21 protein-coding genes and 1 pseudogene are annotated in these 21,577 nt (G+C 29.6%); 7 read left to right on the forward strand and 15 right to left on the reverse strand.

The features are described 5' to 3' along the window. Positions 1 to 798, reverse strand: a pseudogene (locus H2277_RS04150) (autotransporter outer membrane beta-barrel domain-containing protein); the annotation flags it as partial. 178 nt (positions 799 to 976) lie between these two features. Here H2277_RS04150 and H2277_RS04155 point away from each other — a divergent pair. Beyond that, positions 977 to 1,255 carry a hypothetical protein gene (locus tag H2277_RS04155; protein WP_337201111.1) on the forward strand — a complete coding sequence of 93 codons (279 nt, stop codon included), beginning with the start codon at positions 977 to 979 and terminating at the stop codon, positions 1,253 to 1,255. A gap of 267 nt (positions 1,256 to 1,522) precedes the next feature. Here H2277_RS04155 and truA read toward each other — a convergent pair whose 3' ends face one another. From truA to glmU, 7 genes are read right to left on the reverse strand one after another with little or no spacing between them, the layout of a single operon-like run. Then, positions 1,523 to 2,245 carry a tRNA pseudouridine(38-40) synthase TruA gene (gene truA / locus H2277_RS04160; protein ID WP_337201112.1) on the reverse strand — a complete coding sequence of 241 codons (723 nt, stop codon included), beginning with the start codon at positions 2,243 to 2,245 and terminating at the stop codon, positions 1,523 to 1,525. Then, on the reverse strand, positions 2,245 to 3,270 hold the full coding sequence (locus H2277_RS04165; protein ID WP_337201113.1) for an LptF/LptG family permease: 1,026 nt from the start codon (positions 3,268 to 3,270) through the stop codon (positions 2,245 to 2,247). Before H2277_RS04165 ends, truA begins: the two co-directional genes overlap by 1 nt. Next, positions 3,267 to 4,064 (reverse strand): prepilin peptidase, encoded by a 798-nt coding sequence (locus H2277_RS04170; protein ID WP_337201114.1) that lies wholly within the window; start codon positions 4,062 to 4,064, stop codon positions 3,267 to 3,269. The genes H2277_RS04165 and H2277_RS04170 overlap by 4 nt, the downstream gene beginning before the upstream one ends. Continuing rightward, a complete protein-coding gene (uppS, locus tag H2277_RS04175; RefSeq protein ID WP_337201115.1) occupies positions 4,054 to 4,722 on the reverse strand; it encodes a polyprenyl diphosphate synthase in 669 nt (222 codons plus the stop codon). Before uppS ends, H2277_RS04170 begins: the two co-directional genes overlap by 11 nt. 2 nt (positions 4,723 to 4,724) lie before the next feature. Continuing rightward, positions 4,725 to 5,336 (reverse strand): hypothetical protein, encoded by a 612-nt coding sequence (locus H2277_RS04180; RefSeq protein ID WP_337201116.1) that lies wholly within the window; start codon positions 5,334 to 5,336, stop codon positions 4,725 to 4,727. Continuing rightward, a complete protein-coding gene (gene coaBC, locus H2277_RS04185; protein ID WP_337201118.1) occupies positions 5,333 to 6,487 on the reverse strand; it encodes a bifunctional phosphopantothenoylcysteine decarboxylase/phosphopantothenate--cysteine ligase CoaBC in 1,155 nt (384 codons plus the stop codon). Before coaBC ends, H2277_RS04180 begins: the two co-directional genes overlap by 4 nt. Then, positions 6,484 to 7,773 (reverse strand): bifunctional UDP-N-acetylglucosamine diphosphorylase/glucosamine-1-phosphate N-acetyltransferase GlmU, encoded by a 1,290-nt coding sequence (gene glmU / locus H2277_RS04190; protein WP_337201119.1) that lies wholly within the window; start codon positions 7,771 to 7,773, stop codon positions 6,484 to 6,486. Before glmU ends, coaBC begins: the two co-directional genes overlap by 4 nt. Positions 7,774 to 7,958: 185 nt before the next feature. On the opposite strand from glmU, the gene fliP reads away from it, so the two are divergent. Then, positions 7,959 to 8,678 carry a flagellar type III secretion system pore protein FliP gene (fliP, locus tag H2277_RS04195; protein WP_407920021.1) on the forward strand — a complete coding sequence of 240 codons (720 nt, stop codon included), beginning with the start codon at positions 7,959 to 7,961 and terminating at the stop codon, positions 8,676 to 8,678. 33 nt (positions 8,679 to 8,711) lie between these two features. Here fliP and H2277_RS04200 read toward each other — a convergent pair whose 3' ends face one another. The 5 genes from H2277_RS04200 to H2277_RS04220 form a co-directional block, all read right to left on the reverse strand. Then, positions 8,712 to 9,482, reverse strand: a complete 771-nt coding sequence (locus H2277_RS04200; protein ID WP_337201120.1) for a transporter substrate-binding domain-containing protein — start codon at positions 9,480 to 9,482, stop codon at positions 8,712 to 8,714. 73 nt (positions 9,483 to 9,555) lie between these two features. After that, complete coding sequence (kdsB, locus tag H2277_RS04205; RefSeq protein WP_337201121.1) at positions 9,556 to 10,275, reverse strand: 3-deoxy-manno-octulosonate cytidylyltransferase; 720 nt, start codon at positions 10,273 to 10,275, stop codon at positions 9,556 to 9,558. Then, positions 10,272 to 11,681 (reverse strand): threonine synthase, encoded by a 1,410-nt coding sequence (gene thrC / locus H2277_RS04210; protein ID WP_337201122.1) that lies wholly within the window; start codon positions 11,679 to 11,681, stop codon positions 10,272 to 10,274. Before thrC ends, kdsB begins: the two co-directional genes overlap by 4 nt. Then, positions 11,678 to 12,601 (reverse strand): tetraacyldisaccharide 4'-kinase, encoded by a 924-nt coding sequence (locus H2277_RS04215; RefSeq protein ID WP_337201123.1) that lies wholly within the window; start codon positions 12,599 to 12,601, stop codon positions 11,678 to 11,680. Before H2277_RS04215 ends, thrC begins: the two co-directional genes overlap by 4 nt. Beyond that, entirely contained in the window at positions 12,598 to 13,350 is a 753-nt protein-coding gene (locus H2277_RS04220) for an NAD+ synthase (RefSeq protein WP_337201124.1), read from the reverse strand. The genes H2277_RS04215 and H2277_RS04220 overlap by 4 nt, the downstream gene beginning before the upstream one ends. Before the next feature lie 64 nt (positions 13,351 to 13,414). Here H2277_RS04220 and H2277_RS04225 point away from each other — a divergent pair, with 64 nt between their 5' ends. Then, positions 13,415 to 14,011 (forward strand): MBL fold metallo-hydrolase, encoded by a 597-nt coding sequence (locus tag H2277_RS04225; RefSeq protein ID WP_337201125.1) that lies wholly within the window; start codon positions 13,415 to 13,417, stop codon positions 14,009 to 14,011. A gap of 9 nt (positions 14,012 to 14,020) precedes the next feature. Beyond that, positions 14,021 to 14,329, forward strand: a complete 309-nt coding sequence (locus tag H2277_RS04230; RefSeq protein ID WP_337201126.1) for a hypothetical protein — start codon at positions 14,021 to 14,023, stop codon at positions 14,327 to 14,329. On the opposite strand, the gene H2277_RS04235 is transcribed toward H2277_RS04230, so the two are convergent. Both H2277_RS04235 and H2277_RS04240 read right to left on the reverse strand, forming a co-directional pair. Then, positions 14,315 to 15,892 (reverse strand): cache domain-containing protein, encoded by a 1,578-nt coding sequence (locus H2277_RS04235; protein WP_337201127.1) that lies wholly within the window; start codon positions 15,890 to 15,892, stop codon positions 14,315 to 14,317. The genes H2277_RS04230 and H2277_RS04235 overlap by 15 nt on opposite strands. Then, positions 15,877 to 16,569, reverse strand: coding sequence for a response regulator (locus H2277_RS04240; protein ID WP_337201129.1), 693 nt, complete (start codon positions 16,567 to 16,569; stop codon positions 15,877 to 15,879). The genes H2277_RS04235 and H2277_RS04240 overlap by 16 nt, the downstream gene beginning before the upstream one ends. Positions 16,570 to 16,718: 149 nt before the next feature. On the opposite strand from H2277_RS04240, the gene dsrO reads away from it, so the two are divergent. From dsrO to H2277_RS04255, 3 genes are read left to right on the forward strand one after another with little or no spacing between them, the layout of a single operon-like run. Beyond that, a complete protein-coding gene (gene dsrO, locus H2277_RS04245; RefSeq protein WP_337201130.1) occupies positions 16,719 to 17,483 on the forward strand; it encodes a sulfate reduction electron transfer complex DsrMKJOP subunit DsrO in 765 nt (254 codons plus the stop codon). Position 17,484: 1 nt separating this feature from the next. Next, complete coding sequence (nrfD, locus tag H2277_RS04250; protein WP_337201131.1) at positions 17,485 to 18,546, forward strand: NrfD/PsrC family molybdoenzyme membrane anchor subunit; 1,062 nt, start codon at positions 17,485 to 17,487, stop codon at positions 18,544 to 18,546. A gap of 4 nt (positions 18,547 to 18,550) precedes the next feature. Beyond that, positions 18,551 to 21,562 (forward strand): molybdopterin-dependent oxidoreductase, encoded by a 3,012-nt coding sequence (locus H2277_RS04255; protein ID WP_337201132.1) that lies wholly within the window; start codon positions 18,551 to 18,553, stop codon positions 21,560 to 21,562. Positions 21,563 to 21,577: the final 15 nt, after the last annotated feature.

Raw genomic sequence — 21,577 nt, forward strand, 5'->3', positions numbered from 1 at the left:
ATTTTCTAGATTGATTTGACCGAGTTCGATTTCCCCACCATATTGATCAATGGTAAAGAAGCTGATACCATATAAACCAGCTTCTATAGTGCCTTTATTTGTTAAAGTTTCTATTTTATTACCTGCTTCGATTAAAATACCACTAGCATTATCGGCTTTAATTGTTCCAGAGTTGGTAAGAGTTTTAATAACACTTGCTTGCCCACTCAAATTTGAAACTGAAATTGCCGCTCCAAATTTATGCTTAGATGTTGATTCGATTAATCCTGCATTCTCAAATTTATCAATGCTTGTACCTGCCATCTTTATACCAAATTTTCCATAAATAGAGCCTGTATTTTCAAAGGTTTTTACACAAGTATCTTTTAATTTTATTCCTGCTGACACGTCAAGCGTACCAGTATCCGTTGGCTCTTTACTTCCACTACTTTGTATTACTCCACTATTTTCGAATTTATCTATAATAGCCTTGCCGCTAATATTGATTCCTTGATATTGATCTGAACTTATAGTTCCACTATTTTCAAATGTACTTATGGTAGTACCACTGCTAATATTTATTCCCTGACCTTGAGTAGAACTTATAGTTCCACTATTTTCAAATGTACTTATGGTAGTACCACTGCTAATATTTATTCCCTGACCTTGAGTAGAACTTATAGTTCCATTATTAGTAAAATTATCTATAGTAGTGTTTTTTATAAAAATACTTTCCTTATCGTTTGAACTTATGATTCCACTATTGTTAAAGTTTGTTATAGTTGATTTAGTGCTATCATCTTTTGCCCAGATTACCACACCAAATTTAGAAGATCCATTACCTATAGTTCCACTATTTTTAAAATTAGTGATGGTGGCACCATTGCCTTTGCTATCACCTATAACAATACTTCCGTAATTATTTCCTCCTACTACTGTTCCTTTATTTTCGAAAGTTGTGGTTGAAGAATCTTTTTGAAAGTCAATAGCGATATTATTGCTTACATTAACTGAGCCACCGCTTTCAATGGTTAAAGTATTACCTGTTCCGCTTACAGTGATTTTATCTGTTTTGCTGCCATTTATGGTGCAATTCCCATTACTACAATCTCCACCACTAATTGTAGCATTAGCGCAAGTTGCTAAAACAGAAACTGCTGCTAAAGAAAATAGGAATTTTTTAGAAAGAGATTTAGAATTTAAATTTTCTTTTGAATTTAAAAAACGGTTTAAAGAATTGAAATTTTCTAAATCCCCCCCCCCGGTTGTTGATTAGATAAATTTTTATTTTTCATATAAATCCTTTCTTAGATTAAAAATCATTTCTAAATATTTAAGAAATAATTTATGCTATTAAAAAGCAATATAATCATTGCAACTTGATTTGATTTTGGAAAAGTTAAAGCTAAAATTATAGGGATTGCTTGTTAGCTTTAACCTATGGTTTAAAAGTTTAAAAAATAATTGGGATTATAATAAAATATAACTAAAATTGTCAAATTAAAATTTTTTATTATTATTGATAAATAAATTTTATTATTTTTTAGTAAGTGATTTTGCTTAGATAAAGACCATTGGATGGAGCTAAGAAGTGATTGTGTTTTTTTATAGCTTTTATTTGCTCGATCAGTTCTTCTTGAGTCATTTTTTGTTCCAAAACTTTTAAAACACTCGCGACAATAAGACGAATTTGACCTCTTAAAAAGCCATTGGCTTTAAAATGAAAAATCGTCATATCCTTATAAACATAAGCATGAGATTTAAACATATTTCTAATCGTGCTTTTAACATCACTTCCGCTTTTGTAAAAATACTTAAAATCATGCTCTCCGATAAAGTGTTTTAAAATTTCATTGGCTTTTTTAATGTCTATTTTTGGATAAAAATACACGTATTGTGACATAAAGGGATTAAATTTGCCATGATGAAAAATATAGCGGTATTCTCTACTTTTAACATCGTATCTCACCTCAAAATTTAAAGGCATGAATTCTAATTTTTTGATGTGTATGTGAGGATGAGAAAATTTGTTGATCTGCTTTGTAAGATAATTTAGATCTTTAAAATGATCCCCACACTCAACACAAGCCACCGCAAAACTTGCATGCACTCCTTTATCTGTCCTTGAAGCCATATAGGTTTTAGAAAAAATTCCAAGATGGCTTAAAGCATTTTCCAAGGCATCTTGAACGCTTTTTTTATGTGGCTGCGTAGCAGAGCCTAAAAAAGCTGATCCATCGTAAGAAAAAACAAGTTTTAATTTCATTAATAACGACTCAAAATCATTTTCTTAAAACAAATAATCGAAGCGATGAAACTAAACACAAAGACACTAAAACACGCTAATAAAGGTGGTTTATAAAACAAGCTTAAAAGTCCAAAATATACCACAATAACACCGAACATCCCTACATATACGAAGCCTTTTTCATAGCGATAAGTGACAATACCAAATGAAAGTGCAAAAAGTGTGCTTGCCAATGGGAAAAGCGCTATGGTAGTATATATCACAAATTCTTTAGCACGTTTTGCATCGGTATTAATATCTAGCCAATATTCATAAAATTTTTTGATTTTAAAGTTATTGTTGTTAAATTTAGTATTTAAGGTGAGATTTTCAAATTCTCCTGTAAAAAGCATACTAGATTGCTCGAAATTATACATCCTACCCTTAGAAAGTTTAAAGGCAAAACCTGTGCTTTCTTTTTGTACAGTGGCTTCTTTAGCGATGATGAGTTGCTCTTTATCGCTTTGTACTCTTTTTGGATGATACATGATGATATTTTCATACTTATCGCCATCTTGTTTTTCTATAAAAATCATCCAATCTAAAAATTTTTGTCCAAATTCTCCTGTTTTATAGTTAAATTTCACCTGTGTTTTTTTATAATCAATAAAATTATCTTGAAGTTCAAGCACCAAAGGTATCATTACTAAAGATGTAAACAACATCAAAGCACTCATTAAAGCAGAAATTTTTAAAAACAATGAAGCCAAGGTTTTTGGGGAAAACCCTAAGGTAAAAAGAACTATACTTTCATTTTCTCTAGAAAGTCTAAATAAAGTCAAAGTTAGCGCTATAAAAAAAGATATAGGCAAGGTAAAAATCAAAATTCTAGGCAACATAAAGCCATAAAGTTCGAGTAAATCTAAAAAGCTGATTTCTATACTTGAGGTTAATTTAGCAAGTTGGATAAAAAACACCATAGAAACAATACTAAAAAGCACAAAAAAAATGGAAAGATTAGTGCTTAAAAATTGGTTTAAAATATATCTTGAAACAAGCTTCATGTTAAGTCCTGATTAAAAATTAAAAAAATGATATAACCGATAAAAGCAGTATTGATAAAAGGTAAAAATGCTAATTCTCTTTTTTTACCAAAAATAAAAAATGGTAAAGTCAATAAAGCCCCGAAAAAAAGAATGATAAAACTTGCTTTAAATCCAAAAATTCCAGCTATACTAGCACACACGATTATATCCGCATCTCCTAAATTTTCTTGTATATTTTTTGATTTGAAATTCTTGATATAGGCTGTCAAATTTTTAAGCAAAAACAAAAAACCCGCAAAAGAAAAGGCTTGCACTAAAAAGCCATTTTTAAAATCTTCAAAAATAAGAAAATAAAAAATTTCATTTATATCTAGCTTTGAAATCAAAGCTAAAAAAAATAAAGCCCAAAGCAAAACTTGCGGAACTGCTTTAAATTTGATATCTATATAAGAAAGCATCCAAAAAACAAATAAATATAATGAAAAAACTAGGAATTCTAATAAATTTTTACTAAAAAAATAAGCAATAAAAACAAAAAACACGCCTAAAATTTCAGCTAAAAATAGTTCGATGGGAATTTTTTCCTTGCAAAATCTACATCTAGCTTTTAAAAATAAGTATGAAAAAAAAGGTATAAGATCTAAAATACTAAGTTTTTTGCCACAAGAAAAACAATAAGATCTTATACTTAAAAAGGATTTATTTTTACAAAAACGACTTAAAAAACACATGCAAAATGAGCCTAAACTCAAACCAAAAATAATCAAAAAAGTAAATTTTAGAAAGCTTTGTGTAAAAATTTCACTTTCCAAATGTTCTCTCTCTTTTTCTGTATTCTTTTATGATTTTTTTAAATTCTCTTTTTGTAAGCCCAGGAAATAAAGTTTCACTAAAATAAATTTCTGCATAAGCGCATTGCCAAAGTAAAAAATTTGAAAGTCTTTTTGCGTTACCCACGCGAAGCATCAAATCCACATCCAAAGGAAGATCTAAATTTTCACTGATATTTTTTTCATTGATTTCTAATCCTTTTTCTACAACGCGACGCGTAGCGCGAACGATTTCATCTTTTGCGCCATAGCTAATAGCTAGATTAACACAAAGCCCTTTGCAATGCTTGGTCTTTTCTTCCACTAGAGCGATTTTATCCCTTAAAGTTTTATCCAGTCTTGTTAGGTCGCCGATAGCTCTTAAGCGGACATTATTTTTTTCAAATTTTTCCAAAGCTTCGTTTAGACAACGATCTAAAAGTTCAAAAATGAATTCAATTTCATCTTTAGGTCTATTCCAATTTTCAGTGCTAAAAGCAAATAAGCTCAAATTAGAAATTCCTTCTTCAACGCAAGTCTCCATAAGCTTTTGCATAGTCTTTACTCCTTGAGAATAACCCAATTTTGCCAAAAAGCCCTTAGCCCTTGCCCAGCGTCTATTACCATCCATAACTATGGCAAGATGTTTTAAATCGTTCATTTTCACCCCTTAAAATCAGATAATTTTTTAAATACAAATAAAGGAGCAATTTTATTATCTTGTGTGACGTTAAAATTCAAATGCTCATTTAAAAATTTTTGCACTTTAAAAAAAGGAGTAAAAATTGAAATTCCGTGATTGTCGATGAGTATTTTTAAAGCACCAAAAACACTAAAATAAAGATAAATTTCTAAAAATTTAGTCCTCTTTTTCATCTGAAATAAACAAGCTTTGTTTTCAAAAATAAAAGGAATATGATAAATATTTTCAAAACTTGCAAAAAGCATTTCTTTTAAAATTTGATATTTTTCTCTATTTTTACATTCCATAAGATTTGAAATGATGTATTCTTTATAATTGATCTTATTTTCTAAGATCGCCACTATCAAAGGCAAACCTTCTTCAAAAGGTGTAAAAACCGGTCTTTTTGATAAATGTTTAAACTGTATCGCTCCACCTTTTTCTTTATAAATTTCAGCCAAATATTCCGCACCAATTTCTAGATCAATCATGCTTTTAGTTTGAATTTTTTTATGATTTAAAAGCAAGGTATAATGACCATATCCTGTTTTTCCTAAAACTTTCATTTGGATGGGTAAAGTAGCATTAATCATAATTTTTCACACCAAGTAATCAAATCAAAAGCTAAATCTTTTTTATCTTTTAAGCCGCTTTTTTCACAAGCGTCTTTACTTATAAAATAAAATTCGTTTTGATCACTTCCAAAAGTATTTTTTTCATTTAGGATATTTAAGCATACTAAATTTAAGTTTTTCTCCACTAAAGATTTTTTAGCGTTTTCTATGGCATTTTCTGTATCAAATTCCATTTTAAAGCCTATTTTTTTGCCTTTAAAATCGATATTTTTTAGCAAATCTTCATTAAGGTTTAAGTGAAGATCTAAGCCTTTTGAAAATTGATTTTTCTTGATTTTTCCTTTTTGAAATTGTGGGATAAAATCACTCACAGCAGCCGCCATAATCAAAAAATCATTTTCGCAAAATCTTTGCAATAACTCCTTTAAGTCTTTTGAATCTTCAAATTTGTAAATTTCATAAGGGGTTTTAAAATCTATAGAACTTAAAAATATAACCTTAGCTCCTAGAAAATAAAAGGCATCAGCGATTGATTTTGCCATTTTTCCGCTTGAAAAATTACTGATGCAACGCACATCGTCTATTTTTTCTCTTGTGCCTCCACCGCTGATCACCACACTTTTATCAAGCCAAAATTTCTTTTTAAAAAGCTCTCTTTTGGTAATATTAAATATATCCTCAACCTCCGCTAAAGCTCCTACTCCTTCATCCTTACAAGCTAAAACTTTAGAAATTGGAGGGATGATTAAGGCTTTATTTTTTTGAAGTAATTTTAAAGAATTTTGTGTGCTAAAATGATGATACATGTTTGTATTAGCCGCTGGAGCGATGATTAAAGGTTTAGTGCAAGCGATTAAAGTTTGGATAAAAAGATTATCCGCTATACCAAGGGCTAATTTATTGATCGAATTGACACTCGCGGGCGCAAAAAGAACAAGATCGCAATCTTTGCTAAAATCTATATGATTTTTTTTATTTTCCCAACTTTCATTTTCTTCGCACAAAATTTCATCTGCCAAAGCTTCAAAGCTTAGTTTATTTGCAAATTTTAAAGCTCCTTGGCTAAGTAAGACTTTAACTCTAATCTTCTCTTTTTTAAATAAAGAAATAAGCTCATAAGCTTTATAAAAAGCTATACTACCACTAACCGCTAAAAGTATGGTTTTCATTTTTTAAATTTTTTATAAAAATAATCTTTAATTACTTTTCTATTAGCTCTATTGATAAACAAAGAACCACTAGAAACATTACAATCAACTGAACTTCCAGCCGCGATAATAACATCATTTTCTATATTGACAGGAGCGATAAATTGCGTGTCTGATCCCACAAAAACATTCTTGCCGATAATAGTTTTATGTTTTTTAATCCCATCATAATTACAAGTGATAGTCCCACAGCCTATATTGGTACCGCTATCGATTTCGCAATCGCCTAGATAGCTTAAGTGCCCTGCTTTTACGGTATTTAATTTTGCATTTTTGCATTCTACAAAATTACCTATATGGGTATTTTTTATTTCACAATTTGGACGCAAATGTGCCAAAGGCCCTACATCGCTATTTTCAACGATAGAATTTTCAATCACACTAGAACTTTTGATGATGGAATTAACGATCTTGCTTTTTCCTTCAATTCTCACATTTTCATAAACTTCACATTCTCCTACAAATTCAACATCCAAGCCTATAAAAGTGCTATGAGGTAAATGAAAAATCACTCCTTGTTTCATCCAATGCTTTTTGATTTTTTCTTGCATTAAATTTTCAGCTATACTTAACTCGGATTTATCATTGATGCCCATAAATTCATTTTCATCCACATAGATAGCTTTAATGATTTTATTTTTATCCTTAGCTAAAGCTATCATATCGGTTAGATAGTATTCTTTAGCGGCATTATTGTTATCAATTAAAGGCAATATTTCTGATAAAAGTTCTGATTTTATCGCATAAACTCCGGCATTACAAATATCGATTGATCTTTCTTTTTCATTGGCATCTTTAAATTCTATGATTTTTTCCACTCTATTATTTTCTATCAAGACTCGCCCATAAGTTTTTGCATCCTTAGCGCAAAACACCGCTAAGCTTAAATCGGCATCATTTTGCAATAACTGCTTTAAGCTTTCACTTTCAACTAAGGGCATATCTCCACAAAGAATTAAAACTTTTTCTTTATCTGATTTGAAATTTTTTAAAGCGCCTGCAGTTCCAGGGTAATTTTGCAAATCTTGTTCTAAAATTTTTGTTTTTGGAAAAGAAGAGAGAATTTCTTTTTCAACAAGCTCTTTTTGATGAGACAAAACCACACTTACATCATTACTTAATTCATAGGCTTTTTCTAAAATATGCAAAATCATGCTTTTTCGGCAAAGTTCTTGCAGAACTTTTGGTTTTTGTGATTTCATCCGAGTACCGAGTCCTGCTGCTAAAATTAAAATTGAATTTTTCATAATCTTTAAAGCCTTTATTTTATGATAAATAATTTTATTCTATTTTAACATTTTAAAGTTAAGTTTTGGATATTTTAAACAAAAGTTTTAAACTCTTTTTTAGTCATCAAAAGTTAAAATAAAGCCTATTTTTAAAATCAATAATCTAAGGTTAGCATTTGAAAAAAATATTTTTTTTATTGATAATGAGTGCCTGTTTTAGCACTCTTTTTGCAGCACCTGAAGCAACAATTCCTACGGTAAATTTAAGTCTTAGTGCTCCAAATACTCCCAATCAGCTTGTTACAACTTTAAACATAGTCATAGTATTAACGATCTTAGTGCTTGCTCCGAGTATAGTTTTTGTTATGACTTCTTTTTTACGCTTGATCGTTGTTTTTTCTTTTTTACGTCAAGCTATGGGAACGCAAAGTATGCCACCAAATACTATATTAGTAACCCTTGCTTTAATTTTAACCTTTTTCATCATGGAGCCTGTGGCTACAAAATCTTATAATCAAGGTATCAAGCCTTATTTAGCAGAAAAAATTGGCTATGAAGAAGCCTTTAATAAAAGCATCAAGCCCTTTAAAGATTTTATGTTAAAAAATACTCGCGAAAAAGATCTAGCTTTATTTTATCGCATACGCCATTTGCCAAATCCTAAAACGATTGATGATGTTTCTCTAACCGTTTTGGTACCTGCATTTATGATTTCAGAACTTAAAACAGCTTTTGAAATAGGCTTTTTAATCTACTTGCCTTTTTTAGTTATAGATATGGTTGTGAGTTCTGTTTTAATGGCTATGGGTATGATGATGCTTCCGCCTGTAATGATTTCTTTACCTTTTAAACTTTTAATTTTTGTTCTTGTTGATGGTTGGAATTTATTGATTCAAAGATTAGTAGAAAGTTTTGTAACGTGATAAAGAAAAGACTAAAAAGTCTTTTCTTAAAACTTAAAAGAAGAATTGTAAATGATTCTTTTTAAAAGTGTCTTTAACATCTTTTAAATATTTTTCTCCAAGCGAGTCAAAAAATCCGTCTTTTTTACTTTTGCTGATAAAATCATCTAGTTCTTTTTTAAGCTCCATATCGCCTTTTCTTATAGCTATACCCCAAAATTCTGGACTTTTTTGAAAAGGCGCTAAAATAGTTCTTGTAGTGTCTTGATGTTTTTGCCAAGTTCTATAAATAGTCAGTTGATCATAAAAAAATCCATCTGCTTTGCCTTGTATGACTTCCAAAATCGCCGCACTTTCTTTATCGAAAAGATGCATAGTTGCATTTTTAAGATTTTTACTTGCATATAAATGCCCTGTAGATCCACGTTTTAAAGCTAAAATTTCTCCTTTTTTATCCAAATCTTTTATGCTTTTGATCTTTGAGTTAATAGGAGTTAAAATTGCCAAATTAGCCTGTGCATAAGGGATAGTAAAATCCACAACCTTTTTACGTTCATCAGTAATCGTCATAGAAGACATAATAAGATCTATTTTTCCAGTTTTAAGGGCAGGTATCAAACCATCCCAAGCTATATTTTTAACTACGAGTTTATAGCCGTGTTCTTTAGCGAATTGATCCAAAAAATCAACACTGATCCCACTTGCTTTTCCGTTTTTATCGCTCATTTCAAAAGGTGGATAACCCAGTTCCATACCCACAACCAGATCTTTTGCCATCAAATGCAAGGCAAAAAACATTGTTAAAAAACAAACAATTTTTTTCATTGTCTCTCCTTAATTAAAATTAAAAATATGTATTAAAATACATAAAATTTTACTCATTTATTTAAGTAAAATTTTACAAATTTTTATAAAATTTCAAAGCCTTTTCATAATCTTCTTGAGTATCAATTCCCATACTTTGAGTACTAATTTTCAGCATTTTGATTTTCTTTCCATTTTCAATCGCCCTTAATTGTTCTAGTTTTTCAGTTTTTTCAAGCATTGAATTTTTTAAAGCGCAAAACTCTCTTAAAGCTTCTACACTATAAGCATAAATTCCCAAATGTCCTTTAAAATCATCTTGATAATCTTCTCTTTCATAAGGAATTTTTGATCTTGAAAAATATAAGGCAAAATTATCTTTATCGCAAACCACTTTAACTAAATTAGGATCATCGGCTTGTTTTTTATCTATGCTTTTATAGCAACTTGCCATAAAAGCTTCTTTATTTAAGCAAGAATGTGCAAATTCTTTAAATAAAAGCAAATTTTTACTTTCTATAAAAGGTTCATCCGCTTGTACATTGATGATAATTTCATCATCCTTTAAAGCAAGTTTTTGACAAGCTTCATTGATTCTATCTGTACCGCTCTCATGTTCTTTACTCGTTAAAACCGCTTTAAAATGATACTTTGTAGCAAGTTCTAAAATTTCTTCATCATCAACAGCTATACACACCTCATCGACTTCTTGTACTTGTTTAGCAGTCGCTATAAACATAGGAACGCCACCTATATCACAAAGAATTTTTTTAGGAAAACGCGTTGAGTTTAATCTTGTAGGTATAATAATCATTTTTTCATCCATTCTAAAATTTCATTTTCAACTTCTTCGCTTTTGTATACTCTTTTATCTTGCAAATTTAAATCAAAAAGTTTAGAAATTTCTTCCTTTACCTCTAGATTAAAATTTTTAGCTAAAAGTTTAAAATCTTCTTTTTCATCTTTACAATCTCTATTAAAGATCGCCTTAATCATACTTGGAGTAAATTTTGTCCATTCAGCTGTTGAAGTGATAATGCTTGGTTTTGAAGTATCTAGCATTTTAAAGCAAGTTGCAGTGTGTGGATCGATTAAAGTTTTATTTTCTTTGATAAATCTCATGCACTCATTATCTTCGCAAAAATCAGCTTCAAAATCTTCTTGTAAGCTTTGCAATTCTTTTTGATCAAGAATAAAATAATTTTGATTTTTAAGCGAATTCATTAACTCATTAGTTCTTAAATCGCCCAATTTATCAAAAAGCAGTCTTTCTATATTGGAAGAAATAAGAATATCCATAGCTGGAGATATAGTTTTTTTAAGAGTTTTACCTCGCAAATCATAAATGCCTTTATTAAAAAATTCACTTAAAATATTATTTGCATTGGATGCGATTTTTATTTTTGCAACTTTAGCACCCATTTTTTTCGCATAATAAGCCCCCAAAGCATTTCCAAAATTTCCACTAGGAACAATAATTTCAATCTTTTCTTTAAATTCGTTCCATAATTTTAAACTCGCATAATAATGATAGATTATTTGAAACAAAATGCGTCCAAAATTGACAGAATTTGCAGCACAAAGCTCATAATCTTGCATTTTTAATTTTTCTCTAAACTCTGCTTTTGCTAATAGATTTTTTAAAATACGTTGCGTATCATCAAAATTGCCTTCAATCGCCAAAACTTTTAAATTATTTTTATCCAAAGCTCTCATTTGAAGTTCTTGTAAAGAACTTGTTCCACCATTTGGATACATACAAGTAACTTTAATATTTTCTAAATTTTCAAAGCTTTTAAGCGTAGCTGGGCCTGTGTCTCCACTTGTGGCACACATGATTAGAATTTTTTTATCTTTTGAAAATTCATTTAAAAGCACTCCAAAAGGTTGCAAAGCCATATCTTTAAAAGCTCTTGTAGGTCCATGCCAAAGCTCGTTAATATAAACCCTATCTTCGATTTTTTTTAAATTTATTGCAAAACCATGATCAAATTTTTCATAGCTTTTCAGGGCTTTTTTAAATAATTCTTCATAGCCAAATTCAAAGCTTTCTATCAATTTTAAAGCAAAATCATTATAAGAAAGTTCGCTGTATTTTTCCCCATCAAAATAAGGTAAATTTAAAGGTGAATAAAGCCCACCTTGCGGTGCATTTGGATTAATCAGTGCTTCTTTAAAATCTGCTTTATTGTGAATATTTCTACTTTCAACTAAAATCAATCAAAACTCCTTACATATTGATGCAATTTCTCTTTAAAATTTTCTTTTAATTCTATATTTAATTCTATAATTTGACACTTAAAACCAAAATCTTTCACTTTAACATAATCCTTAAAAGTAAGCATCAAAGTATCACAATTATGCTTTTTAAGTAATTTTTCAAGCTCGTCTTTTTTAAATTCATAATGATCCTTAAAAAAATAACAAGCCCTAGCCTTTATAAAATGCTCATAAAGTCTAAAAGGTTTAGCAATAGCCGTAACCAATATAGCCTTAGGATTTTCTTTAGTATAAGAATAACGGATAAAATCCCTATTTTCAAGTGCTATAAAATCAGCTTTTTTGCTATAAAATTTTGGCAAACGATACGCCCCGCTAGGTAAAGTAAAGTTAAAATAAGGCTTTACTTCACTCTCTAATAAAATATCGAATTTTTGAATATAAAATTTAGAAAAAGCATCATCTAATAAAACTATCTTAGCGCCCAAATCAAAAGCTTTTTTGATCCCTTCTGCCCTATTTTCACTGACAATTACGCCTGAAATTTTATCCTCAAAGGCATATTCCATCGCTTCATCACCACTTTGCACAACATCGGCTAAAATTTTATGATTGTATTTAATAACAAGCAAGCCTTTGCTTTTTCTTTTATAGCCTCTAAGTACGATAAAAACACCTTCAAATTCCCTTGCTATTGCCTTACAAAGGGGTGTTTTTCCATTACCTCCAAAACTTAAATTTCCAACACTGATTACAGGCTTTTTAAAATCTATTTTTTTAAACAACCAAGTATTTATGATGGCTAATAATGTATAAATAAAACTCAAAGGTAGTAACGCATACGCTAAACATTTTTGAAAAGAGCTAGGTTTGAAAAAATAATGATCTAGCCAAAGTTGATATTTTTTATCTTCACTCACTTAAATTCCATTAAATTTGCGATTTTAGGCATAGATCTTTTAAAGGCATTGTTTCTAATACGAGTTTTTAGCATTTTGAGTAAATTTTCATCTAATTTATCCATAGTTTGCTTATCATTATTTTCTATGGCTTTTAAACCTAAGTCTATTTGCTCATAAGTAAAACCCAATTCCTTTTCATCGCTTTGTTTTTCCCAAAGATCTGCACTCGGACTTTTTTTAATAAAATTTTTATGAATCTTTAAAAATTTAGCCATTTCGTACACTTGCGTTTTATAAAGATCACCTATAGGATTAAAAGCACAAGCTAAGTCTCCATAAATTGTTCCATAACCCAAAAGCAACTCGCTTTTATTGGAAGTGCCAATTACAAGGGCATTTTTAAGCGCAGAATAATCATAAAGCAAACTCATTCTAATGCGTGCTGCATAATTACCTATACGAATTTTATCTATGTTTTGACTTTGTTCAATAAAGGTATTAAGAATTGTCTCAATAGAAATAATTTTATGTTCTATATTTAAATCATGGCAAAGCATCAAAGCATCATTTAAATGCTCTTTGCTTGAATATTGTGTAGGCATTAAAAGCGCAAAAACATTTTTATCTAAAGCTTTTTTGCAAAGTGTAGCTACCAAAGCAGAGTCAATCCCTCCGCTAAGTCCTAAAATAACATTATTTTTACCACTTTTTAAAAGTTCCTCTTTTATAAAAATACACAAATTTTCTAAAATTTGTTCACAATTCATAACTTACCTTTACAATAATTCGCTAATATAATTATATATAAAAATTCAAAAAAAAGGCTAAAAAATGCAAATTACTCAACAAGCTTGTGGTCCTTATATGACCAATTGTTATATTCTATCAACACAAAAAGGCGAGATCATCATAGATCCAGGTTTTGAAGCTTTAAAATTCATCAAAGAGCATGTTAAAAATCCTTTGGCTATTTTAAACACTCACGGACATTGTGATCATGTTTGGGATAATGCAAAAGTCAAAAGAGAATACAACATCCCTATTTACATACACAAAAATGATGAATTTATGTTAGATGATCCTATGGATAGAGGATTTGAACCAAGCAAAGCAGATTTTTTAGTCGAGGATGAAAATATTCTTAATATTTGTGGGACTGATTTTAAATTTCATTTTTTACCAGGACATACCCCAGGATGCACCATGATAGAACTTGTAGGACAAAATTTAATGTTTAGCGGAGACTTTTTATTTTATAGAAGTATAGGAAGATGGGATTTTCCTTTTTCTGATCCAAAACTTATGAAAGAAAGTTTGCAAAGAGTATTGGCTTATGAAAATGATTATAGACTTTTACCTGGACATGGAAAAGAAACAACGCTAAAGGATGAACAAGCACATATTCCTTCTTGGTTAAGATATTTCTAGGAATAAATTTTGGATAACTTAGATCTATTTTTAGTTTATTTTTTTATATTTTTAAATATTTTTGCCCTACTGGGTTTGTTTTTTGGAAAAGGCAAAAAAAATCAATTCAATGAAAAAAAATTTTCTAGAATTTGTCCTTGTAGGAAAATGGCTGAAAATGGCTCTTTAAGCACAATTTGTATTTATTGTGCTGTAGGTGGGCTTTTTTATAGCGTTCTTTCTATAGGGTTTATAGGATTTAAAAACTGGGCTTTAGATCTTATCTTAATTCTTTCTATTTCAATGGCATTTTTAGGTTGGAAATTAAAAATCGATTAAGCATATGCTAAATTTTGCTCCGTCGTTTTCATTGCTTGCCAATAAACTGCCTTTGAAATTTTTCTCAATAATCACCTTACTCATATACAAACCTATACCTGTTCCTATATTGGCATGTTTGCTGCTGATATAGGGTTCAAAAATTTTTTCTATAGGCGATATAGTAATACCTTGTGCATTATCGCAAATTTCAATAATAATATTTCGTCCTCTTTTAAAAGCTACTATTTTTATATAAGGATTTTTTATCCTTCTTTCTATAAAAATATCTTTGGCATTGCAAAGTATATTTAAGACTGCTTGGCAAAATTGAGTTTCAAAACCATAAAATTGGATCTTTTTTTCAAAATTTTCTTCTATTTTTATAAAATTAAAAGAACTTTCTAGCAACTTTAAGGTTTTACTCAAAGCTTGATCTATGTAAAAATAATTTTTAGAAACATTGGGTTTGAAAAAATTTCTAAAATCATCTATAGTTTTTGACATATAAGAGATTAGACTCTCGGCATTCTTTTCAAGTCTTTTAAAATTTTGATAATCTATTTTTTCAAATTCTAACATAAGGCTTATGTGTGTTAAAATGGTATTTAGCTCGGTTAGAGGTTGTCTCCATTGATGCGCGATATTTCCTATCATTTCACCCATGCTAGCCAAACGACCTTGATGCATTAAAATTCTTTCGTGCTCTCTTCTTTTTTGAAGCTCGAGTTGAATTTTTTGTTCTAAATTCGCATTTAAATTTTTTAAAGAATTTTCACTAAGCTCAAGCCTTTTAATAAGCACCTTAAAACCATAATGCAAGATGATAAAAATCACACAAAATAAAACTAAAGACAATAATAAAGCCTCATGAAAAGATTTTGTAATAATCTCTTCTTGCTTTGTGATGTCTTGATAAAAAACCATTTTTGCTTCATTAGTTAAATTAAAAGAATGTATGATAAAAAATTTACTATCCTTTTTAATTGTATCTTTATTTTTATAATTTTTATCAAAAATAATCCTGCCTTTTAATTTTGAAAAAGCTTCTATCTCCTTTAAAAAATATTCAGCTCCAAAACAAAATTCAATCCAAGCTAATAATTTACCATTTTCATAAAAAGGGGTTAAGATATGGTAGGTTAATCTGTTTTTATCAAGAAGAAAATATTCGCTTTGGTTTAAATTTAAAGACAGGCTTTCTTCGCCTAAATAGGTTAAAAGTTTTCCTTGATGATCAAAAAATTTCATACTGATTAAATAAGGATTTTCTTCTTTTAAAACTTGAAATCTTACTAGGGTTAATTTGTTGATTTTTTCTATATCTTGTTTTTTGATATAGGTTTTTATATTATCAGATTTAACATTTGCCTTTGCCCTATTCATGTAAAATTCTTTAGTACGTTTTAGGGTTGTATTGTAAATATTTTCAATTTCATTTCTAAAATCTTCTTTGGAAAGATTGATTAAATTTCTAATATCAAATTGCCTTAAAAGACTAAAAACCAAACAAGTTAAAATAAATAAGGCTATAACCAAAATCATTGTTTTGGTTTTGGTTGAAAAATTTAAAGACAAACGCATTGATAACCAAAACCAAAAACATTTTCTATAATTTTACAAGGAATTTTCTTGCGTAATTGTTTAACAATCGCCTTTAAGGCTTCTTTGTGATCATTAACATCATTATAAAGCTTGATTTCGAGTTCATCAAAACTTATCGCCCTGTTTTTATTTCTTAAAAGATATTCAAACACTTGTTTTTCTTTTTTTGTTAAAGTAAAGACATTTTGATGGTGAAAAATCTTTGATGTATTGGGCTCATAAAAAACATCTTCTTGTAATTTTATTCTATAATTATCTGTATATTCATACATCCACTGGGCTATATGTTTAAGCGTATTAATAAATTCGTCCCGACTAAAAGGCTTAATTAAAAATTTACAAATGTGAAGCTCTATAGCCTTTAAAAAATATTCTTGCTCACTATAAGCACTTACAATTACAATAGGAATTTTCTTGTGCAAATCTTTTATTTTTTTAAGCACTTCAAGACCATCAAATTTAGGAATGCAAATATCCATAAAAATAACATCAGGATTTTTTTCAAAAAATAAATTTAATGCCTCTTCTCCATCTTTTGCTTCATAAACTTCTTTAAAGAAAAAGGATAAATTAGCACTCAATGATTTTCTAACGCCTTCTTCATCCTCGACATTTAAAACAGTTAAATTGCTAAATAAATTCAAAATTTCTTGCATACGTTATTATAAATTATTTTATTTTAAATTTTTCATTAATTTGATAAATATTTAAAAAATATAGATAAATTAATAATACATTTAAAAATATCCCTATTTTCTCCCTATTTTTTTCTAAAATAACCCTATTTAATCATTAAGGAAAATTTATGAACAAAAGACGTTTTTTTCTTAAGCAAGGTGCTGCTAGCATAGCCTTACTTTCCAGCGCTAAGGCTTTTAGCTTAAAAAATCCTAGCAGAAATGCCAAAAATCCAGAAGCTTTAGGTCAAAAAGATAAAAAATTTGCAATGCTAATTGATCTTAGAAAATGTGTGGGGTGTCATGCTTGTACTGCAAGTTGTAAGGTTGAAAATCAAGTTCCCAAAGATCAATTTAGAACCAATGTTGCTGAATTTGAAATAGGAACTTTTCCTAATGTTAGAAAGGCTTTTTTACCACAACTTTGCAATCATTGTGAAAATCCACCTTGCGTAAGCGTTTGTCCAACGGGTGCAACCTTTAAAAGATTAGATGGTATTGTTGTTGTAGATAATCAAACATGCTGGGGATGCGGATACTGTGTTAATGCTTGTCCTTATGATAAAAGATTTATCAATTCTCAAACTAAGGTGGTAGATAAATGTACCTTTTGTGCACATAGACTTGATGCGGGGTTACTTCCAGCTTGTGTTGAAACTTGCGTTGGAGGCGCAAGAATCATAGGAAATTTAAACGATAAAAATTCTTTAATCTATCAACTTTTAAACCAATTTCCAAATTTTGTTTTAAAACAAAAAAGCGGAACCAAACCTCAAGTTTTTTACATAGGTTTAAATGGAGAATTACTAGACAATGTTGTCTCAATGGATGATTTAGACGATGCATTAAAATCAAAAAATGAAAAATTATTATGGCAAAGCGAAGGAGTTTAATATGGATTTAAGTGTTATTCACTCATTAGTCAGTATAACCCCTGAAAGGCCTTGGGGTTTAAATATAGCCAATTATTTATTTTTAACAGGAATTTCAGCAGCTAATTTTATTTTTGCTAATCTTTATTTTATCTTCAAACAAGAAAAATTAAAAAATATAGCCTTCTTAGCTCTTATAATTTCTTTTGTTTTTTTAATGGTAGCACCCTTAAATTTGATTGATGATTTAAGCCAACCTGGAAGAATGATTAATGTCTTTTTATACGGATGGGAAAATTTCTTCACTAGTCCTATGAAATGGGGAGTTTTGTTATTGATTTCTTTCTTTATTGTTACATTTTTTGAGCTCTATTTAGCCTATCAAGTGCTTTTTAAAAATCAATCCAAAAAACAAAAAATGCTTTTTTATTTTGGAGTTTTAGGACTTATTTTAGCTTTTGGGATCGAATTTTATACTGCGTATTTGATTGCGATTTTAAGCTCATTTGTGTTTTTACACACTCCTTTAATGCCGCTTTTGTTCTTAGCGTCTGCTTTTGTAAGCGGAATAGGAATATTAATACTTATAACACAACTTTATCTTAAATTTTTCACTGATGAAAAATTAAACACTTCTTTATTTTCAACCTTGGCAAAATGTTTAGCCTTTTTTGCTATGCTTGATATTATTTTAAGAATTTTTTGGTTTAGCTTTTTACTAGTCTTTAATACAGATGATAGATTTGTAGCTCAAATTTTCTTCCAAAAAGAAGGATTTTTTATCATTTTCATAGATATGGGACTCTGTCTTCTTTTACCTTTAATCATAGGTTTTTCAAAATTAAACCAAAAACTACCTTTTGTGATTTTAGCAGGATGTTTGGGTGTGCTTGGAAGTTTAATGTTTAGATATACTCTAGTGATCAAAGGTCAATCTTTTCCAAAAACTACACCTTCTTTTTTAGAATATCACATAGATTTTTCAAATCTTATAGGCATAATTTGCAATTATGGACTTTTAATCGCACTTTTTTGCTTTGCTTTAGCATTTTTTAATAAAAATATATTGATAAAAGGAAAATAAAACAATGAAAAGAAGAAAATTTTTAATCGGATCGGGATTAAGCATTGGTGCAATTTCAGCGCTTGGATATTCTGATACTTTAAAACATACATTGACTTTTTCAGATAAAGGGAGTAAAGTAAAAAATACCATCTATGCAAACGCACAAGAATGTGAAGCATCCTTGGATAAAAATGAGATTAAATTTAATGATAAATTTAGCATCATGCCAAGTGTTTGCAATGGTTGTGTAACCTTTTGTTCTGTGCGTGCTAAAATTGATAAAAAAAGCCAAAAAGTACTTAGAGTAAGTGGGAATCCTTATAGTTTGCTTTCAAGCGATCCTTATCTTGATATGAATACACCTTTAAAAGAAAGTTTTATCGCTTTATCAAATCATAATGAAAATGGCTTAAATATGCGTTCTACATGTTGTGTTAGAGGTAATTTTATCCATCATAAACTTGATGATGAATTTAGGATTACAAAGCCTTTAAAAAGAGTAGGAAAACGCGGAGAAAATAAATGGAAAAGTATTAGCATCGAAGAATTGATCTCTGAAATTGTAAATGGTGGCGATCTATTTAATGAAGGACATATTGAAGGGCTTAAAACATTTTGTGATACAAAAACTTTAATTGATGAAAAAAATCCAGATTATGGTCCTTTGGCAAATAAATTATGTATTTTAGGCACAGGAGATGAAGGAAGGCAAAATTTTATCACCCACAGATTTGCTCAAAGTTTTGGAACGATAAATTATTTAGGACATACTGCAATCTGTGGTCTTTCTATGCGTGCGGGTGAGGCTGCTTATTTAAATGATTTTCAAAAATATCCCCATTTAAAACCTGATTTTGAACACTGTAAATTTCTTCTTAATATAGCAACCGCACCCGCACAAGCTGGAAATCCTTTTAAAAGACAAGCGCATTTACTCGCAAAAGCTAGAAGTGAAGGAGAAATGAAATACGTCACTATAACTCCAAATTTAACCAACGCCGATACCTTTGCAGTGGAAAATAAATCAAGATGGATACCTATAAAACCAGGGAGTGATCTTGCTTTTGTCATGGGGATGTTAAGAGTGATCATAGAAAACAAACTTTATAATCTTTCTTATTTAAAAATTCCAAGTTTAAAATCTCAAATAGCTCTTAATGATGTTAGTTTTACTAATGCAACCCATCTTGTCTTGCAAGATGAAACAAACTATGGTACTTTTTTAAGAGATGAAAATAATCAAATTTTAGTCCTTGAAAATGGCATTCTTAAAAATGCTGATGAAGTCAAACAGGCTGATCTTGAATTTAGTGGAAGCATAGAATATAAAGGTCAAACGTATCAAGTAAAAACTAGCTTTGAAATTTTAAAAGAAAATGTTTTTGAGTATAGTTTGGAAGAATATGCACAAAAATGTGAAATTGAACCAAATATTATTGCTGATTTAGCAAAAGAATTCACTTCATATGGTAGAGCTGTGGCAACTGATTGCCACGGAGGAACCATGCATACAACGGGATTTTATACCGCTTATGCGATCATGATGCTAGGAAGTATGGTGGGAAATTTAAATCATAAAGGAGGTATGAGCATAGGAGGTGGAAAATTCAATAGTTTCAATGGAAAAATGTATAATCTTTTAGCCTACGAAGGTAAAAAGAAACCTTATGGAACAAGGATAGATCGTGCAAGAAAAGCCTATGAAACAAGTACAGAGTTTCAAGAAAAAATCAAAAACAATCAAAATCCGTACCCTGCCAAAGATCAATGGTATCCACTAAGCAATGCTTTAGAAAATGAAGTTTTAACAAGCAGTGCTAATGCTTATCCATATAAACTTGGCGCCTTAATAACTTGGGGAGCTAGTCTCGTTTATGGACAAAATTTAAATTCAAAAACTATTGAACTTTTAAAAGATCCTAAAAAATCAATTCCATTATTTATAGCTATAGATCCTTTTATCAATGAAACAAGTTTATATGCTGATTATATTATTCCTGATAGTGTGCTTTTTGAAACTTGGGGAGTGTTGTCTCCTTGGGCTGGATACACCACAAAAACAACCCATTTAAGGTTTCCTATTATCCAAAGTCCAAATGAAAAATTTAAAAACGGTCAAAGTATATGTATGGATAGTTTTTTAATTGAACTCGGAAAAGCTTTAAATTTACCTTCTTTTGGAAAAGATGGTATTAAAGATAAAGATGGAAATTATTATCCTTTAGACAAACCGGAGGATTTTTATTTAAGAGCTTTTTTAAACGTTGCGTTAGATACCCAAAATCCTGCAAATGATATCAGCGATGAAGAATTTAAAATAAGCGGTTTGCAAAAATATGAGAAAATCTTAAAAGAAATTTGCAAAGAGCATTGGAGAAAAGTAGCTTTCATAATGAGTCGCGGAGGAAGATTTTCAAGTAAAGAAAGTGCTTACAAGGATAATGCTTTAAGCAATTCTTATAAAAAAGCTATCGCAATTTATAATGAAAAACTAGCAACAACCAAAAATGCACTCAGCGGAGAAAGACACAGTGGAACTATAAAATATTATGATGCAAGATACGCCAATGGAGAAAAAATTATCAAAAAAGAAGGTTTTGATCTTTTAGCATTTAATTATAAATCCAATGTTTTCTCTTCTTATTCTGCTATCCTTGAGCCTTTAAAAGAGATCAAATATAGCACCTATATAGATATTAATTCACAAAGTGCAAAAAAATACAATATCAAAAATGGCGATAAAGTAAAATTAAGCACTTACGAAACTTCGATTATAGGTTATGCAAGAGTTAAAGAAGGCATTCATCCATGTGCAATTGGCCTAGAACACGGAGGCGGAAGGGATGCAGAAGGAGCAAAAGATCTTAGTATAGATGGAAAAACACTTAAGGCAAAAATCAGACGAAAAACTGGAATTGCTTATAGTCAATTAGGCTTAAGGGATATTACAAGACCAAATAGTCCTAATTTAGGCGATTTTGTTATAGGATCTAATGCAAGACAAGCATTTATAGTAAAAATAGAAAAGATTTAACCTTTATCATCTTGA

It is taken from the genome of Campylobacter sp. W0014 (assembly GCF_020135975.1).
Classification (GTDB): Bacteria; Campylobacterota; Campylobacteria; order Campylobacterales; family Campylobacteraceae; genus Campylobacter_D.

What these genes read in the sequence shown, in the direction of transcription:
- truA (WP_337201112.1), bottom strand. Translation starts at nt 2,245, where the DNA reads ATGAAATTAAAACTTGTTTTTTCTTACGATGGATCAGCTTTTTTAGGC.
- uppS (WP_337201115.1), bottom strand. Translation starts at nt 4,722, where the DNA reads ATGAACGATTTAAAACATCTTGCCATAGTTATGGATGGTAATAGACGC.
- H2277_RS04200 (WP_337201120.1), bottom strand. Translation starts at nt 9,482, where the DNA reads ATGAAAAAAATTGTTTGTTTTTTAACAATGTTTTTTGCCTTGCATTTG.
- H2277_RS04240 (WP_337201129.1), bottom strand. Translation starts at nt 16,569, where the DNA reads ATGCAAGAAATTTTGAATTTATTTAGCAATTTAACTGTTTTAAATGTC.
- H2277_RS04165 (WP_337201113.1), bottom strand. Translation starts at nt 3,270, where the DNA reads ATGAAGCTTGTTTCAAGATATATTTTAAACCAATTTTTAAGCACTAAT.
- H2277_RS04180 (WP_337201116.1), bottom strand. Translation starts at nt 5,336, where the DNA reads ATGATTAATGCTACTTTACCCATCCAAATGAAAGTTTTAGGAAAAACA.
- kdsB (WP_337201121.1), bottom strand. Translation starts at nt 10,275, where the DNA reads ATGATTATTATACCTACAAGATTAAACTCAACGCGTTTTCCTAAAAAA.
- fliP (WP_407920021.1), top strand. Translation starts at nt 7,959, where the DNA reads ATGAGTGCCTGTTTTAGCACTCTTTTTGCAGCACCTGAAGCAACAATT.
- H2277_RS04225 (WP_337201125.1), top strand. Translation starts at nt 13,415, where the DNA reads ATGCAAATTACTCAACAAGCTTGTGGTCCTTATATGACCAATTGTTAT.
- nrfD (WP_337201131.1), top strand. Translation starts at nt 17,485, where the DNA reads ATGGATTTAAGTGTTATTCACTCATTAGTCAGTATAACCCCTGAAAGG.
- coaBC (WP_337201118.1), bottom strand. Translation starts at nt 6,487, where the DNA reads ATGAAAACCATACTTTTAGCGGTTAGTGGTAGTATAGCTTTTTATAAA.
- dsrO (WP_337201130.1), top strand. Translation starts at nt 16,719, where the DNA reads ATGAACAAAAGACGTTTTTTTCTTAAGCAAGGTGCTGCTAGCATAGCC.
- H2277_RS04255 (WP_337201132.1), top strand. Translation starts at nt 18,551, where the DNA reads ATGAAAAGAAGAAAATTTTTAATCGGATCGGGATTAAGCATTGGTGCA.
- H2277_RS04235 (WP_337201127.1), bottom strand. Translation starts at nt 15,892, where the DNA reads ATGCGTTTGTCTTTAAATTTTTCAACCAAAACCAAAACAATGATTTTG.
- H2277_RS04220 (WP_337201124.1), bottom strand. Translation starts at nt 13,350, where the DNA reads ATGAATTGTGAACAAATTTTAGAAAATTTGTGTATTTTTATAAAAGAG.
- glmU (WP_337201119.1), bottom strand. Translation starts at nt 7,773, where the DNA reads ATGAAAAATTCAATTTTAATTTTAGCAGCAGGACTCGGTACTCGGATG.